Here is a 16955-nt window from a genome sequence, read left to right on the forward strand (position 1 = left end):
TCACTAAAATTTCAAGAAAATGAGGAAAGAACTTATATATATAGTCATTCTTACAGGCTTATTGATAATAAGCTGTAACGATAGTTTCCTTGATCGTACTCCGGAAACATCTATTACTGAAACGAATTTCTTTAAGTCAGACGATGATTTAGAGTTGTATTCGAACCAATTTTACGGATATTTTTATAATTCTGCGTCATGTGGGGTGAGAATGATCGATGACCCTTCTGATAATGTTGTCTCTACCAATACAACAAATGGGATATACCAATATATGTCTGGTTCCGTAACCCCCGAGAATGTTGGGAAATGGGAATGGGGAGATATCAGGACGGTGAATTTCATGATTGCGAGAGCTGGAAACGCAACCGGTGAAAATGTCAATCATTATATAGGATTGGCTCGTTTGACACGTGCTTTGCTTTATTATAACAAAGTATTATCTTATTCCGAAGTTCCTTGGTATAGTCGTGATTTGCAGACGACAGATGATGAATTATTATATAAAAAACAAGATTCGCGTGCACTTGTTTGTGATTCTATCGTGGCAGATTTAAATTATGCTATCGACAATATGAAAACAACTTCTGAGATGAAAGGAGATCATACCTATTTGTCAAAGGATGTGGCTTTGGCTGTGAAGGCACGTATCTGCTTGCAGGAAGCTTCCTGGCGGAAATATCATCCTGAACTTGGCTTAAATGATGCGGATAAATTCTATGAAATATCGGTTTCGGCATGCGAACAATTGATGCAGATGGGATATTCATTGCATTCGAACTATGAAGGACTGTTCCGAAATATTTCATTGGCCGGCAGTCCGGAAGTGATTTTTTATCAGGATTATGACCGTAGCTTGAATCTGTTATGGGGGTATAACGATCAGTTTGGAGGTGGAAACAGCGGATTATCCAAAGATTTCTTCGATACTTACTTATATATTAATGAAATGGGTGAAGCTGTCCCATTCACATCCATTCCCGGATTTAACAAAATGTCTGTTGAGGATGGTTTTAAGAACCGTGATCATCGTTTGAAATCGACTTTCCAGTATCCCGGATGGCATCGCCCGGCAAGTGATGCCCAACCGTATGTCCAGTATCTTAATACAGTTCTGGGCTATCAATCCATCAAGTGGGAACCCATGTATGACAATGAAAATACAACCGGTTATGGTCCTGGCAATCTCTGCTTTGGCGATGTCTCAAAATATCGCTTGGGGGAAATCTTGCTGATTTATGCTGAAGCAAAAGCGGAATTGGGAAAACTGACCCAGACGGACCTGGATATGACGATTAATAAGTTGAGAGATCGCATAGAAATGCCGCATGCAATGTTGGATAATTGGCTGGGAAACATTGATCCGGTGTTAAACGCGAAGTATCCGAACGTCAATTCAAGTCAGAGAGGAGCAGTTCTCGAGATTCGTCGTGAACGTCGTGTAGAGTTAGCTGTCGAAGGATTTAGGACTAGCGATTTATACAGATGGGCTATGGGGAAAACTTTTGAGAATCAAGGTAAAGGTCTTTATGTAGGAACAATTCTTCCTGCAGAAATCGATTTGACCGGTGACGGTAAGTCCGATGTGGCTGTTGTCTCATCGCAAGCAGAAAAAGAGAGCTATCAGGCGAAAGGGTTGACCGCTTATATTGTCGGAATAGATAATTTCCTGATTACTGCCGATGGTTATCTGGAACCCGCCGATGAAAAAGGTCGTTACACATTTAAAGAACCGGCTTACTATTATACTCCTATCAGTATTCAGGATATTCAACTGAATCCGAATTTGGTACAAAATCCTTACTGGAAATAAGATATGGGGAAGTATTAAAAAGAAGGGGATATATCTTGACAGTAATCCCCTTCTTCTATAGGGATAGGGAAAGTTTCCTTTGTTTTTCTAAAAAGAAATAAGAGTTTTATAGTTTAAATTTTCAGGTATGAAGAAGTTGGGTCTGCTAAAAATATGTGTTCTGTTATTATTGGGTTTCTGTAGTCAAAATAAAATAAATAGTCAGGGTGTGATACCCAAACCTCAAAGTATGGTAATGGAGTCCGGGAGTTTTAAATTGGACACACAAACAAAAATCTATACCAATCTGAAAGGAAAAGAAAAGTCTTTGTTTTATCAATATCTTCAATCGCTTCCTTGCCAGTTTGTCGAAGGAAAAGCCAAAGAAGAAGTCAATATTATTCGGCTCATAGTCGAACCTTTGAAAAATACGACTAACGAAGAAGCCTATTTATTGCACGTTACCCCTGAAAAAGTGGAGATAAAAGCCAATTCGGGAGCCGGACTTTTTTATGGTTTGCAAACTTTGTTTCAGTTGGGTGGTGGGATCGACATAGAACTTATTGTGCCTTGTGTCAAGATAGCCGATGAGCCGCGCTTTGTTCATCGCGGATATATGCTGGATGTGTCCCGTCATTTTTTTTCGAAAGAATTTGTCTTAAAACTATTAGATATATTGGCTTATTATAAGATCAATGTTTTCCATTTTCATATTGCCGATACAGGCGGTTGGCGTATCGATATTAAAAAATATCCGAAATTGACAGAGATGACAGCTTATCGTCCTTTTTCTGATTTGGGAGATTGGTGGGGGGTTAAGAATGCCTTTTGTACAAAAGAAACAGAAGGTGCTTATGGTGGTTTCTATACACAGGATGAAATTCTCGAAATCGTTGCTTATGCTACGTCTCGCCACATTGATGTGATTCCAGAGATTGATATGCCGGGTCATAGCAGGGGTGTGTTATGGGCTTATCCGGAATATGCTTGTGTAGGAAAAGATGCGAGTAACAGTAACGAATTGTGCATCGGGAATGAAAAGATATTTGAATTTTGCGAGAATGTGTTGACCGAAATCATGAGGCTTTTTCCATCTAAATATATTCATATTGGCGGTGATGAGGCTAACCGGGAAATTTGGAATGAATGTCCGTTATGTAAGAAAAGAATGGCAGAAGAACATATTTTGGATGTGGCTCAATGGCAAGGTTATTTTACTAATCGAATTGAAAAGTTCCTGCTTGCACATGGCAAGACTATTATCGGTTGGGATGAGATTCTTGATGGTGATATTTCCAAGAATGCGGTGATTATGTCGTGGCGTGAAGAGACGGATAGCGGAAGTGATGCGCTGAAAAAAGGGTTTAAAATTATACAAGCTCCAACAAGTCATTGTTATCTGGATTACTATCAGGATAATCCTTATTTTGAGCCGAAAGGTCTTTTAGGTTATACCCCTTTAAGTCAGACTTATAGTTTTGAACCTGCCGTTGATGGGGATTATGATTCGTCTTTGGTATTGGGTGTACAAGGTAACCTGTGGACAGAGTATGTCTCTTCCACTGAACATGTTGAGTATATGACTTTTCCCCGAGTGATGGCGATAGCCGAGGTAGGTTGGACAAATCCGGAATTAAAATCCTATCCGGACTTTAAAGAACGGGCATTGAACGCGTTGGATTATTTGAAAAGTAAAAAGGATATTCATCCGTTTAATTTAAGAACAGAGATCGGTCCGCGTCCGGAATCTTTAAATCCGGTGAATAATTTGGCTAAAGGAAAGATAGTGACTTATCTGGCTCCCTATAATCTGGAATTTGCCGGTTTGAAAGAGTTGACTTTGACAGATGGTTGGTTAGGCAACTGGAATGCCAACGGGAATCGTTGGCAAGGCTTCAAGAATAATATGGATGTGGTTATCGACATGGAACAGTCGACGGAGCTTCATGCAATCCGGGGGGCATTCATTCAAGTCCTGACAGGTGGTCAATATCTACCGGATAAGGTGGAAATATTTCTTTCGGATGATAATAAAAATTACAGGCGGATTTACAATCAAGAAATCAAGACCGATTATGCTGTGGCATACGATATTTATAGCTTCGGGTGGGTAGGTTTGGAAAAGGCCAGATACATTCGTTTCCATGCTACCAAACCTATATCATGGGGGGATATTCTTTGTGATGAAATCGTAGTAAAGTAAAAAACTTAGGGAAAGAAAAATGAAGAAATATTATTTACGACTTATTATTATCATTGGTATGGTCGGAAATTATTTGATTATCCAAGCTCAGCAAAGGGTTTTGGATGTGTCTGATAATTTGTATGCGATAGGGGTCACGCCTGAGAGCTTTGGATGTAAAGGAGATAGCTTGACTGATGATACCGAAAATCTGCAAAAGGCCATTGACTTTTGTAAGGTTAACTGTCGTTTGTTGCGTTCCTCTAAAGGAAAGATATACGCTATTAGTCAACCATTGGACCTGAGAAATCCCGGAGAGATGCAAATCGATTTTGGCGGAGCAGAGATCAAGGCGATCAGAAAGATGGATTATATGATGAATTATGACAATGGTGACGACTATAGTACAAGCCATAATAATATTATCAATAACCTGTTGCTCGATTGTAACCACCTGAGTGGCGGTATTCATTGTACGGCAGCTATCAAGACATCGTTTAATTTTATCATGATCCGTAATTGCGCGGGAAAAGCTTTTGAAGCTTTAAACGGTTATGAGATATTTCTGACCAATTCGCATTTCCATTGTGATAGTGATAAAAATACTTATGGCATCTATATGAAGACCGGTGACAGCCATTTTGATAATATAGTTATCATTGATGCGCATACGGCCGTTTATCAGGATTGCTCACCTGTGAATTTTTACGATAAAATTCATGCTTGGTTATTCAGCCATGTAGAAGGTAGTATCTTCTTTAGTGTGGCAGGTCTGGCCATGTTAAATCAATGTTATTGTGATACGGCAGAGAAAGGCTATTACATACATCGTTTTGCTACTCTTAAGATTACGAACTGTCAATATTACAACAATCCGGACTGTTATGATAGTCCTAACCATCCGGTCATATTTGCTTTCGCTGATGAAAATCTGGCTAAAATAGCCAATATCGGCTGTATCGGTTCCTGTTTTAATTCGGGAGGTTTGAAGGTGGATCTATGTAATTATCAGAGGCAACGCATTCAGTTTGACCAGTGTTTCATCGATCCTTCCATTGGCGGAAATGCAGGTCGATTTACGGTAATACCGTCTGAAGGTATGACATTTAATCTTGCGGGAGGAGAGGTGGATGATGATAATCTTGATTTCCTTTGTCCAGACAAAGATAAGAAGAACCATTTATATGTGGATGCGAATGTACTTTATTACAACAAAAAGGAAATGATCAAAGTGGGAACTATCCAAAAAGAGTATATTCCGACGAATGACGCCTACGGTTTGTGTGTGGTTGTTTGGGAAGACGGACAATTTACACAAGGAACGGTTAAACTATGTAAAACGGATGGAAATGTTTTTGTCAACCCCGGCTATACCAATGGAAAGACAATCAAACAGATCGTCATCGATTTGAATTATAGGCATTAAATAAAAAATAAATAATATGATAGTTAAAACTGAATGGATATGGGGATTTTTAATCTGTTTGGCTATCTCCTCTTGTTCGCGAAGAAGTAACGAGGTATCATTCATGGCGGTAGATCCTTATACGAAAGTGTTTCCTGAAAATACCGCTTTTTGTCCTGTTACGGATACTGTTGAGATAGCTGCCGGTGAACATGCCATATACCAATTCGCAGTTCATTCTCCTTTTGAAATGCGAGAGGTTAATCTTTCTTCCAACCGTTTGAAAAATGAAGTTGGAGATGAGATCTGTAATATATCCGTGAAATTTGTGGGATACGTAGGGGTAGGGACACCGGCGGATCAGCGTCCACACGATGCGTTGAACTCCACGACTGGTTTGTATCCGGATCCTCTGTTGGGAGAGACGTGTTTGGATATACCCTGTGGACAGACAACACCTGTTTGGGTAACGGTGACAACGAATAAAGATACCAAGCCGGGATTGTATAAATCTGTGATACAGATGAGAGGAAAGGTACATGGAAAGAGTTTTGTCCGCGAGCAGCCCATTCTGCTTCGGGTTTATCCGGTAATCCTGGATGAACCTTCTTTTTGGAGTCAAAATTGGTATGCTGATGATAAATTGAAGGTTTTTTGTAATAACCGGGAGGAAAAATGCTACTCGGATGCTTATTGGCAAATGTTGAAATCATTAGCTGTAAAAATGAAAGAGGTTTATCAAAATGTCGCTATTGTAAATGCCCTGGATCATGTAGTTTTCGCACAAGAAGGAAAAAAATATTCGTTTGATTTTACTCGCTATGATCAGGTATTGGATATTTTCATAAAAGCCGGGATTGATAAAATGATTGTTGGTAACCATTTCTGCGACCGGGCTTCCAACATTTGGACAAGTGATTATGCCCTCTATGTGCCGGAAATGCAGGAAGGAAAGATGGTGAAGAACCTGTATTCTTTGCAGGACGAAAAAACACAAAATTTTTACAAACAATTCATACCAGCCCTTATGACCCATTTAAAAGAAAAAGGATTGAAAGGCAAATACTATCAACATATAGCCGATGAACCGATTGATGAAAATAGCCAAAGTTATATTGCCATCGCGAAGTTTATCAAAAGCCTGGCTCCGGGATTAAAAGTGATAGACGCTTGTCAATCGGCAAAATTGTCTGAAGTAATAGATATTTGGATTCCTATTATCACCGCTTATCAGAACAATTATGAGTTTTTTAGGGAGAGACAAAAGAAAGGAAATGAAGTTTGGTTTTATACCTGCTGTTTCCCTCGTGGCGAATACGCAAATCGCATGATTGAATGGCCATTGGTGAAAACACGGTTAATCTATTGGATCGCCTTTAATTATGGCGCGACAGGTTATTTACATTGGGGGTTTAACTATTGGACTGACGATCCTTATAAGGAAACCACTTTAGTAGATAGTTATGGCACGACTTTGCCGGCAGGAGATTGTTTTATTGTCTATCCCGATTATAATGGCGGTTTGAATGGTTCTATCCGATTAGAAGCTATCCGTCAAGGAATCGAGGATTACACCTTATTGAAAATGTTGGAGAAAAAAAATGCAAATCTTGTCCACGATCTGTCTAAAACCGTCATTAAAGACTGGAACATCTATAATACGGATGTCAATTATCTAAAGCGAGTCAGGCACACTGTCCTGGAAGAATTATCAAAAAAATAATATCCTCTAATATATGAAAAAGAAAGTCTATTTCCTTTTGTTAGCCTCGTTTTTGATTTCTTTGAACCAAGGAACAAAGATATTTGCGCAATCGACAATTTCGTCAGATCTATCCTTTGGTTTCAGAAAAAATATATTTTCCGATTTGAACTCGAAATCGTGGCTTGATTTATTGGAGACTAAAGAGTTCCAATACAGACCACCTTATACGATTAATTTGTTGATTCAGCCCGTACATTCTCCAAGCTGGATTTACGTGAATCCTTCTATGGCGGTTTCTCGCAGGTATGTTTCCACCGGATTGACGAACAACGTAGAGAAAACGCTTGCCGCCCAGCATCAAGAAGATATGGTTATGCAATTCGCGTTTGACGACCCCGCATTTATGCCCGATTTCCATCAGACAAAATTAAGCCTGACGGACAACCGCTACCCGATTGCCTCGGCTGACTATTTTGCGAATGATATTTATTATCGTATCGAATATATGGTTACTTCGCTGGATGACACTCAAAATGTATTGTGTGTAAATGTTTCGGTAAAGAATGAGAGTGCATCGGAAAAGCATGCCAACGTGAGGGTTAAGTTGGGTTATTATCCTGAAAATGAAATATTCGAATATCATTATATACCTTTTTACTGGGACCATACGAAGTGGAAACCCTACAATCAGATTTCCATGCAAGGGAATGATATTTATAAAAAAGGAAAGAAGATCGGACAGGTAATACCAGGCACAATGAAAGTGGAATGGGAAACCTCAAAGACATATACGGACAAAAATTACGAAGATATTCTTTATCCTCAGGTCTGGTTCGGATCAGGCTATGTTTTGCCTCCTTACCGGCTAAAAGATATGCAAGATGTCATTCATGCCCATCATCCCATAAAACCGAACGAGACGGTTTGTTTTTCACTGAAACTGCTGGTTGACGATAAGTATGCGACTACAGAGCACTTTGAACAACTGACCGGGTTGTCGCCTGATCAGGTTCGGTCGAAAGCGTTGGAGGATTTTAAGAAAGAGTTATCAGGTAATGTCACCCGATTGGATTTCGGGAAAAATCATTGGCCGGATATTTTTTCGGAAATGCAATTGGGCATCAAACAATTGCTTATCAAGTATCCGGAAGAAACCGCTTATCAACCGGCTCAGGGAGGTTCATCCGAACGTTTTTATGTTTGGGTTTTTGAAGCAGTTCATATGTTACGTTCCATGTTGCGTGTCGGTCAGTTCGAGGATGTACGAAAAGGGCTGGATTTCATTTTCTCATTACAGGATGCAGGTTGTCCGCCTGTGGGTAAATTTACCACTACCGAAGGTTCTGTCGGTACGACGGGCCCTCGCTGGGCCAACACAACCGGCATGGCTTTGGTACTGGCTTGTGAGTATTATTTGTATTCTCATGATGAAGTATTCTTGCGTCAATATCTGCCGAAGATATTGAAAGCAGCCCGCTGGATCGAGGGAGAAGTGAAGGCCACCAGGCAGTTGAGGCCTGATGGTACACGTCCTTTAACTTACGGGCTGATGCCCTTTGCCGTAGGGTGTGACGCCGATAATGGTTTCTGCGTTTCGGATACGGATCTGTATACCTTCTGGGGACTCAATAAGACTGTCGAACTGTTGGAAAGTATCCGGCATACCGAAGCAAAAGAGTTGAGAATTCAGCTGGATCAGTATCACACAGATTTATTGTATGCCATTGACCGTTTGAAAGAACCGAATGGTTATATTCACCGGATTATAGTGGAAGAAGGAATCAAACAAGATATTCAGCCCAAATTTGAGATTGGCGACAGTATGACACCCATTGCCTTAGTGGGTATTATGAATCCTATGGATGAAACGTTCTTGAATTTTATGCATTTCTTCGAGAACAATTATTCCGACGAACACTTTATGGGAGGAATGGACCGTGAGATCATGTACATGAATCAGTGTGAGCATTATTGGCAACAGATCTATTTGAAGTTAGGAGAATGGAAGAAAGCGTTCGTTGTTACCCAAACGTGTTTGAGATACGGGATGTCGCAAGATACTTACCAGACTTCCGAGCGCATCTCCAAACGAAATCCGGCATTTGCTCCGTGGCAGCCTAACGGAAGTGCCAATGGCCGGATCATTGATATGATTCTCAACTCATTCTATTTTGAGAATGACGTGGATACGATCACCTTGTTAGGTGCGATACCTTTTGAATGGATAGAAGAAACGGGAACCGCTTCCGTCAAGCAATTATTTACCTTGACCGGAAAGGTGGATATGATGATTGATCGCATAGATAACCATTCCTACTCTGTCCGGTTGGTATCCGACCATAATCTTCCTGGGAATATCCGGATTCCCGAATATTTTAAAGCTTCTCCTGTTACCTCCCGGGTGAAAAAAGTAGCGGACGATCGGTTTCAAGTAAAAGAGAAAGTGAAGGATATTCGTTTTGTGATTCGTAAATAACTGCACTCCAAAAGTTTTTTTGTCCAACTTTTTGTTGTCAGACAGTCCCTTGGAAAAGAAGACGGAGAAATGGCATTTACTGTTTCTCCGTCTAAATATTCATATGTCTTTTATAACCCGTTGCGTTCCAGTATCGCCAGCCGTGCCAGCATTTCGACACAGGCGCCTTCGTGCAGGATGTCCCATTTGGATTGTTTGGTACCTCCGCGGAAGTCTTCGTTCATCAGGTTGGTATCCCTGTTTCTGCAATCGGACAACCACGCATGGTAGAGTGTCTTTTCGTATGCAGAAACATAGGTGCGGTCTCCGTCAGTTTTGTACAGTTCTATAAAGCCCCTTAACAGAATGGCCTGGAACCATACATGCCCCGGGTCCAGGATATTGAAAGTTTCGTTCAGGAAGTAGGAATGGAAAGGGACGAACCATTTCTTGTAGGCTGACTTGGCTATATCCTGTGCGTCGGTCAGGTATTGCTGTTCACCCGTTATCTTGTACAACAGGCAGGCTACCTGCATCGGCTGACCGGCATTATAGCTGTATTTGGCTTTCGACGGAACCATATCGGGACCGATGCAATCCCAGTAAAGGTAATCATCCGGGTCTTGCAGGTAGGTTTGCAGCCATATATATAACTCTTTGGCTACATCCAGGTACGTTGCTTCATTCGTTAGCAGATACAGTTTGCAGCCGAGTACGGCGGCAGGAGCGGTGGAGCAGGTATGTTTCGTGTTCGTAGGTCCGTTCATCTCTTTCCAGTGGATACCGCCCCCGCAGGTATCGTCTTTGCCGTGCATCAGGTATTTCCACACCAGAATTGCTTTTTCGAGGAAACGGGCGTCGTGGGTTTGTTCATAAAGGTCTGCCATGTCCAGTCCGATCCAGGCATTGTCGTCGTAAAGGCGGTCGTTGCTATTGGCTGGATATACGGCATAGGCTTCTATATTATTATCCGTAGTGATGAAGCGGTTGATGCTGTTGAACATCCGGTCGGTCAGCCCGGTATATTTCTGTTCGTATTTACCCATGCCCAAAGAAGCAGCCCGGATAGCGGTATATCCCGATAGGCCGCCTCCCTGTCCCCATACCGTAGCGTCGCCATCCCAATAAGGACCTGTGGCATTCGGGTAGGAAGCGTTCCAGCAGTCCCGTGCCGACTTGCCGAAGAACAGCATCTTTACAGAGCTCATCAGCGAGTCCGCCCGTTCCATGAATACAGATTTTGTATCCGGTGCATCCCCTTTGCGTGGTGCTGCATTTACGGATTTTGCCGGATACCGTTTGCCGGTCTTGTCGATGGTAACGGCTGTTATTTCGTAGACGGCAAATTGCGGAACAAGTATCTTTATCTCGCTGTCGGAAGCCGGTGTCACATCCACCAATACCGGGGCAGGGGTGATGCTTTGGGCTTTTGTTTGTTGGGAATACGACAATTCCACTTTTATCACATCCTTGTTTTCAGGGTTCTTCCATTTCACAAGGATTTCATTGACGGTTTCCGTGGCTAAGGCTTCGAGGGAAGAAACGGAGCTCAGGCTTTCATCCGGAATCTCATTCTTATTGCTGCATGAGGTATGGGCGAACAGGAACGCGCCGAGTATAAAAAGGGTATATGTTATTGATTTCATAGATTCTGTGTGGATTTATGGGTTAGGTCTTTCTACAAATACATCTTTCGGGACGATAACGGGCGAGTATCCGCCACCTGCAACCGGGGCAATGATGAGGTTCGTTTCATACTTGCCCCCATTGATGTCCTGGATATAGTTGGTTTCCACTCCTGCCGAGAAAATCCAGCGGGCCAGCAACCCTTCCGGCTGTGCGTCTTTCAGGTCGTGCATGTTTTCCCGTATCTCTGTTGCCGTGCGTGCGGTAGTCCATACCCTTGCTTCGGCTGCAATTCCTCTCATGGCACGGAAATCCTGTCCGCAGGCGCGTCCTATTTCGAAGCGGTCGCCATCGTTGCTGGATGCCAAATCGACGGAAGTGTGTGTCTGTTCTTCCTTGTTTATTTTCAGTTCGTCCTGTACGCCGTTTATATACAGTTTATATTTCCCGGCGGTAGTTTCCTGCGAGCAATCTACCACCAGCGCCAGGTGCATCCATTCGTTCAGGTTGAAACTGCCGGTACTTTCCAGCATCACCTTGTCGCCTAATCCGGCTATTTCGATAGGATGCGTTTCTTTGTAATCGTCATATTTGCCGCGCATGATCAGTTTGCCTTCCAGTCCCATAAAGGTTTGCAATCCGCGGTACCCGTCTATCTTGCAATAGATTTCGAAAGTGACCTGTTTGCAGTTTCTGATGAAATTGTCGTACACGCCGATTTCCTTGAAGTTGGCATAGCAGAAATATGCGGTACCCAGATTCATGGCATACAGCGGACCGTCTACCGTTACGGTAACCGGTTCGGAAATTTCCCCCTTATCGTCTTTTACCGTAAAGGTCGTTGTTCCGTTCCGTTTGCCGGTGATGGTCACCCGGTTGTTTTCAACTGTAGCCCTGATGATGGCGGGATTGGCAACCTCCGTCCGGTATTTGCCGTTTCCGGAAAGGATATTCAGGGTATCGCCGGCTTGCATGGCCGCTAATCGGATGTCGTGTTTATCCAGTTTCAGTTCCGTACCGGTTTTTACGGAGATATGGATATTCGCCCTGCGCTCGTATTGGTCGGAGACTACCAGCAATGCTTCCGCTTCATTTTCACGGGTAGGGGCGGTGATGGTAATCACTTGGTCTTTTACTTCGGCTTTTACCACATTTTCGTTGGATGAGATAACGGTATAGGTTCCGTTGCCGCTGATGATGTTTACTGATTTTGAACTGCCGTGGCGGATAACGAGTTCCGTTTGGTCTACAGTCAGTTCCTTGAGGTCTGTAGGTGAATTGTCGGTGTCCTTGCATGCTGCCAGCAGGAGGAGCAACGACAGTAAGACCGTGGTCGGTTTGATTTTCATTGTATGTTAATTAATAGTTAGAATTATCAACACGTGGTTAAAGATACAGGGTGGTTGTTTGATGTTACAAAGATAATTTTTTATCGGTATAATTTTCTGAAAAAAGGGGGTAAATCGGGATGAGTGGTTTTGTGGCGGCAAGAGCTACTGCCTTGCGTCGGCGGTAGACGCCGAGGCGCATCGATGATGAACGCCGGGCGCCGTTGACAGCAGACGCCGAACGCCGTCTACGATAGACGCCGGGTGGTGTCGATGGCAGACGCAGAAATTAGGAACAAAGAAAAAAGCCATCTAAATGTTTTTTAGACGGCCTCTTCCGGATAACCTAATATAATACCTAATTATTCTTTCTGGAATTTACGGCTTACCTTCAGCAGGTTTGCAGTGAAGGAAACCACGTTCTGTGCTTCCTGTACCATATTCAGGTAAACCATGCTTACTTTCGTACTGCCGCTCTGTCCCTGGATGCGTTTCAGCTCTTCTTTTTTAAGCATTGTCAGCTTGTTGGTCAGTTCCACAGACTCTGCTATCATATCGTCCATGCGGTGATAGTCGTTCTTTTCAATCATGGCGGAACCACGGTTCAGGAAGGATACGATTTGTTCCGTCATCTTTCCGAAATCCTTCTTCTGGACATCACTCAGCGGGCTGAAATTATTATCGACATGCTCTTTGTTGGGCTCTGTCATACGGCGGATACTGAACACGATTTCACTGGCGAAATCATTCCCCTGGTAATAATATAAGCCTTTGTCGATTGCAATATTATGTTCCAACTGTGTAACCCCTAAGGTGCCGACCCGTTTTACCTGTTTCAGATAGGTCTTTTCCTCTTCGATGGCAATCAGGGCACGGCGCAATTCTTTCAGGTTCTCATCCATAAAGCCGTGTACCGAATGGTTGAATGTGTCGGCGGCAAAATGAAGCACCTTGCACAATTCTTCGCGGCTATGTTCGCGGAACAAAGAAAGCGCTTCCCGTTTATCCGTCGTTTCACGCAGCTTGCTGACAGTAGTGCTTACGGCTTCCCTCATGGCTTCTTTCTTCTGTTTTCTCTTGTACATAAGCTGGTTATGTATCAACATATAAGCAGCCAGACATACTACACCGACCATTGCGGCAATGCCTCCTACGTAAATCAATAAAGCAGCGAGGAAACAAACGGTAAATGCAGCACCGGCCGTAATAAACCATCCGCCGATTACGGAAAGCACACCGGTAATACGGTATACCGCACTTTCGCGTCCCCAGGCACGGTCGGCAAGCGAGCTACCCATTGCTACCATGAAAGCTACATATGTAGTGGAAAGAGGCAGTTTCAGTGAAGTGCCGACTGCAATTAAAAGTCCTGAAAGAACCACATTAACAGAAGCACGCACCAGGTCGAAACTTGCTTTATTCTCTAATATCACTTCGTCGTTATTGAAACGGCTGTCTATCCAGTCTTTCATGCGGGGAGGTACGACGCTCAATATCGAACTACCCATATTATTGCAGGTACGAACCAGCACGCGGGCAACCGGCGAGGTACCGAAGTTCTCGTTTCCTTCCGACTGGCGGGCAAGGTCGACCGAGGTTTTAACCACATTCTGTGCTTTCTTTGATGTTGCCAGCGCAATCACCATTACCAGGCCTGAACCGACAAGGAAATACCAAGGAGTCTTAGCCGGTCCGAGCAGCGAGTTCATCAGGAAAGTATCCGGTGTGGTAGTTCCTCCCTGTGCCATCAGGTCCACATAAGAAGAATACCCTACCAGAGGCACACCGATAAAGTTTACCAAGTCGTTGCCGGCAAAGGCAAGTGCCAGGGCGAACGTACCCATCAGAATTACAATCTTGAATACATTCACTTTCAACCAATGCAGGCATTGCATCAGGATCGTGAAGAATATTAATGAGCCCCATATGATCAGGTCGGTATCGTTATAGATAAGGTCTTTCAAAGCTCCTTCCATAAACGGGCTGCCCTTCAATCCCTTTATCAACATGAAATAAATGATTGCCGTAGCTGCCAGGCCACCGAAAAGACCTATGAAATATTTGGAATGCTTTTTATAATTGAAAGTAAAGATGATACGGGATATGTACTGGACTATGGCGCCGAAGAAGAACGCAATCGCCACGGAAAGGAAAATGGCAAGAATCACGGTAAAGGCTTTATCCGTATTGACCAGGTCGCCCAACTGCAAGGCTCCGTTGGAGTTGATTATTTTCATCATCGACAAAGCGACGGTTCCCCCCAGCAATTCGAAAACTAATGATACGGTCGTGGAGGTAGGCATCCCCAAGGAGTTGAACACATCCAGCAGTACCACATCCGTCAGCATCACAGCCAATAGGATACACATGATTTCGGAGAAGAAGAAGTGTTGCGGCTGGAAAATACCATTACGCGCTACATCCATCATCCCATTGGAAAGGGATGCCCCGACAAAGATTCCGACTGCTGCTATCACCATGATCACTCTGAAAGATGCGGTTTTTGAGCCTATCGCCGAATTAAGGAAGTTCGCTGCATCATTGCTGACACCCACCGATAAATCGAAGACAGCCAGTATGAACAGGAAGATAATAAGAATGAGATAAAACGTTTCCATAAATTAGTGTTGCTTATTCGGTTACAAAAGTCTGAAATAAATATTACACACAAATTACACGGATGTTACAAACCTGTTACAAAACCCATTTTTCCCACTTTATCGATTTAATATGAAAAATGTAACTTTCCACTAAGGGTTTTTTATTCTACAGGCGACAGAATAAATAGAACTTATTTTAAATTTACCGGTAGTTGCGAGGAGAACGAGAAAATATCACACATTGGGTCGAGGAAATGGCATTGTCAAATTCCCAGGCTGCCCTTAAATCGCTTTATATAGCCTATTTCCATAGGCTCATGCGGTTTGTGGGCATATATGTATCTTCTCCAGCCGAAGCGGAAGAAGTCGTGTCCGATACTTTTCTGGCTTTATGGGATAACCGCTGCGCTTTGGCTGGTATGACCAATATCGACGCCTACATCTATACCGTAGCCCGCAATAAAGCTGTTAGCTGTTACCGTAAACAAACGATGGAGAATGTTTCTTTGGATGAATCGTCGATTGACTTTTTCGCCCATACGGAGACTACTCCCGAGGAAGAACTTATCAGCCGCGAAGAGATCGGCCGGCTGAATGCGGCGATTAATTCGCTCCCGCCCAAATGCCGCATTGCTTTCAAACTGGTAAGGGAAGACAAACTGAAATACAAAGATGTCGCTTCGATTCTCGATATTTCGGTGAAGACACTGGAAGCGCATCTTGCCAGTGCCGTAAAGAAACTCAGGGAAACACTGTCGCGAAAATAAATCTGTATCTTTTTCTGATTTTCACTAAGGGTTTTTCGATTCACTCACGACTATACATATAGAAACGAACAAAATGGATACCAGGATAGATTATATTATTGCACGTATTTTAAGTGGGGAATCTTCGGCAGAAGATATTTTCCATTTAAGCGAATGGCTGAATGAGAATGAGAAGCATAAAGAGGAGTTCTGCCGGTTAAAGAACTATTGGGATGCCGAAGTCACATTCAACCATTCCATCGTCCCCTCCCTCTCCGCCGAAAAGCTACAATGTGAAATCAATATGCGTACCGTCCGGCAGAAGAAGAAACGCTTATGGAGACAACTCTTCTCCTTTGCTGCAGCAGCCATCCTTTTATTACTTCTGGCTGTTTCCTATTTTCATTATACGGATAAGCCGGCTTCTACCTATTATACGTATCTGACGGACGAGCAGAAATCGACGATCCTACTCGATGACGGGACGCGCGTCACCTTAAATAAAAACAGCCGTTTGACCTATTCGGATAATTTCGGAAAAGAGAAACGAAGAGTCCGATTGCAGGGAGAAGCCTATTTTGAAGTGGCCAAAGACAGCCTTAAACCATTTCGTGTCGAGATGGACGGGGCTTCAATCACGGTGTTGGGTACGCATTTCAGTGTAAAGGCGGTCAAAGAAACAGACGAGATTACCGCAACCCTGGTGGAAGGGTCCATCCGGTTCGACGGGGCCAAACAGCATATTACCATGCTCCCTAACCAACAACTGACATTCAAGCGTTCAACAAACCTGATAGATATTAAACAGATAGATACGGAAATCTCTACTGCATGGAAAGACGGGCTCTTAAAATACAAATCCGTGCCGTTTACCCGGTTGATGCGTGAACTGGAGCAGGCATACCAGGTAACGATCCGGATTGAGAACAAAAAACTGATGAACGAATCTGTTACCGTATCCGGCACATTCAGCAAAGAACAGAGTATAGAGCAGATATTAAAAGTGGTAGCCCGGAGCCTCCCTATCCGGTGGAGCAACAGCAACGGAGTATATACCATCAAATAGAAACAAATTGTCAAACTTAATCAGAGTCGCCCATGAAACAAATAACAAGC

Annotated in this window: 10 protein-coding genes; 7 read left to right on the forward strand and 3 right to left on the reverse strand. The window is 43.1% G+C overall.

Going from position 1 to position 16955, the window contains the following annotated elements:
* The first annotated feature begins 19 nt into the window (after window positions 1–19).
* The 5 genes from ACGE0T_RS19820 to ACGE0T_RS19840 all read left to right on the forward strand — a co-directional run bounded on the left by ACGE0T_RS19820 (window position 20) and on the right by ACGE0T_RS19840 (window position 9560).
* Window positions 20–1813 (forward strand): RagB/SusD family nutrient uptake outer membrane protein, encoded by a 1794-nt coding sequence (locus ACGE0T_RS19820; protein ID WP_459188295.1) that lies wholly within the window; start codon window positions 20–22, stop codon window positions 1811–1813.
* 127 nt (window positions 1814–1940) lie between these two features.
* Complete coding sequence (locus tag ACGE0T_RS19825) at window positions 1941–3995, forward strand: glycoside hydrolase family 20 protein (protein ID WP_459188296.1); 2055 nt, start codon at window positions 1941–1943, stop codon at window positions 3993–3995.
* Between the two features lie 19 nt (window positions 3996–4014).
* Window positions 4015–5400: a hypothetical protein gene (locus ACGE0T_RS19830; RefSeq protein ID WP_459188297.1), complete on the forward strand. Its 1386-nt coding sequence runs from the start codon at window positions 4015–4017 to the stop codon at window positions 5398–5400.
* 16 nt (window positions 5401–5416) lie between these two features.
* The gene (locus ACGE0T_RS19835; RefSeq protein ID WP_459188298.1) at window positions 5417–7102 is read left to right on the forward strand and encodes a DUF4091 domain-containing protein; all 1686 of its coding nucleotides are present in this window, start codon (window positions 5417–5419) and stop codon (window positions 7100–7102) included.
* Between the two features lie 145 nt (window positions 7103–7247).
* On the forward strand, window positions 7248–9560 hold the full coding sequence (locus ACGE0T_RS19840) for a hypothetical protein (RefSeq protein WP_459188299.1): 2313 nt from the start codon (window positions 7248–7250) through the stop codon (window positions 9558–9560).
* Window positions 9561–9670: 110 nt separating this feature from the next.
* Here ACGE0T_RS19840 and ACGE0T_RS19845 read toward each other — a convergent pair whose 3' ends face one another.
* The 3 genes from ACGE0T_RS19845 to ACGE0T_RS19855 form a co-directional block, all read right to left on the reverse strand.
* A complete protein-coding gene (locus ACGE0T_RS19845) occupies window positions 9671–11185 on the reverse strand; it encodes a glycoside hydrolase family 76 protein (protein WP_459188300.1) in 1515 nt (504 codons plus the stop codon).
* A gap of 15 nt (window positions 11186–11200) precedes the next feature.
* Window positions 11201–12514 carry a LamG-like jellyroll fold domain-containing protein gene (locus tag ACGE0T_RS19850; RefSeq protein ID WP_459188301.1) on the reverse strand — a complete coding sequence of 438 codons (1314 nt, stop codon included), beginning with the start codon at window positions 12512–12514 and terminating at the stop codon, window positions 11201–11203.
* Window positions 12515–12855: 341 nt separating this feature from the next.
* Window positions 12856–15111 carry an inorganic phosphate transporter gene (locus tag ACGE0T_RS19855; RefSeq protein WP_459188302.1) on the reverse strand — a complete coding sequence of 752 codons (2256 nt, stop codon included), beginning with the start codon at window positions 15109–15111 and terminating at the stop codon, window positions 12856–12858.
* A gap of 194 nt (window positions 15112–15305) precedes the next feature.
* On the opposite strand from ACGE0T_RS19855, the gene ACGE0T_RS19860 reads away from it, so the two are divergent.
* Both ACGE0T_RS19860 and ACGE0T_RS19865 read left to right on the forward strand, forming a co-directional pair.
* The gene (locus ACGE0T_RS19860) at window positions 15306–15860 is read left to right on the forward strand and encodes an RNA polymerase sigma factor (protein ID WP_459188303.1); all 555 of its coding nucleotides are present in this window, start codon (window positions 15306–15308) and stop codon (window positions 15858–15860) included.
* A 73-nt stretch (window positions 15861–15933) separates the two neighbouring features.
* The gene (locus tag ACGE0T_RS19865; RefSeq protein ID WP_459188304.1) at window positions 15934–16905 is read left to right on the forward strand and encodes a FecR family protein; all 972 of its coding nucleotides are present in this window, start codon (window positions 15934–15936) and stop codon (window positions 16903–16905) included.
* Window positions 16906–16955: the final 50 nt, after the last annotated feature.

The sequence above is a fragment of the Parabacteroides sp. APC149_11_2_Y6 genome, from assembly GCF_054506995.1.

Excerpts from the sequence above, each read along its gene's own strand:
- ACGE0T_RS19845 (WP_459188300.1), bottom strand. The coding sequence starts at position 11,185 with ATGAAATCAATAACATATACCCTTTTTATACTCGGCGCGTTCCTGTTC.
- ACGE0T_RS19825 (WP_459188296.1), top strand. The coding sequence starts at position 1,941 with ATGAAGAAGTTGGGTCTGCTAAAAATATGTGTTCTGTTATTATTGGGT.
- ACGE0T_RS19830 (WP_459188297.1), top strand. The coding sequence starts at position 4,015 with ATGAAGAAATATTATTTACGACTTATTATTATCATTGGTATGGTCGGA.
- ACGE0T_RS19820 (WP_459188295.1), top strand. The coding sequence starts at position 20 with ATGAGGAAAGAACTTATATATATAGTCATTCTTACAGGCTTATTGATA.
- ACGE0T_RS19850 (WP_459188301.1), bottom strand. The coding sequence starts at position 12,514 with ATGAAAATCAAACCGACCACGGTCTTACTGTCGTTGCTCCTCCTGCTG.
- ACGE0T_RS19865 (WP_459188304.1), top strand. The coding sequence starts at position 15,934 with ATGGATACCAGGATAGATTATATTATTGCACGTATTTTAAGTGGGGAA.
- ACGE0T_RS19835 (WP_459188298.1), top strand. The coding sequence starts at position 5,417 with ATGATAGTTAAAACTGAATGGATATGGGGATTTTTAATCTGTTTGGCT.
- ACGE0T_RS19855 (WP_459188302.1), bottom strand. The coding sequence starts at position 15,111 with ATGGAAACGTTTTATCTCATTCTTATTATCTTCCTGTTCATACTGGCT.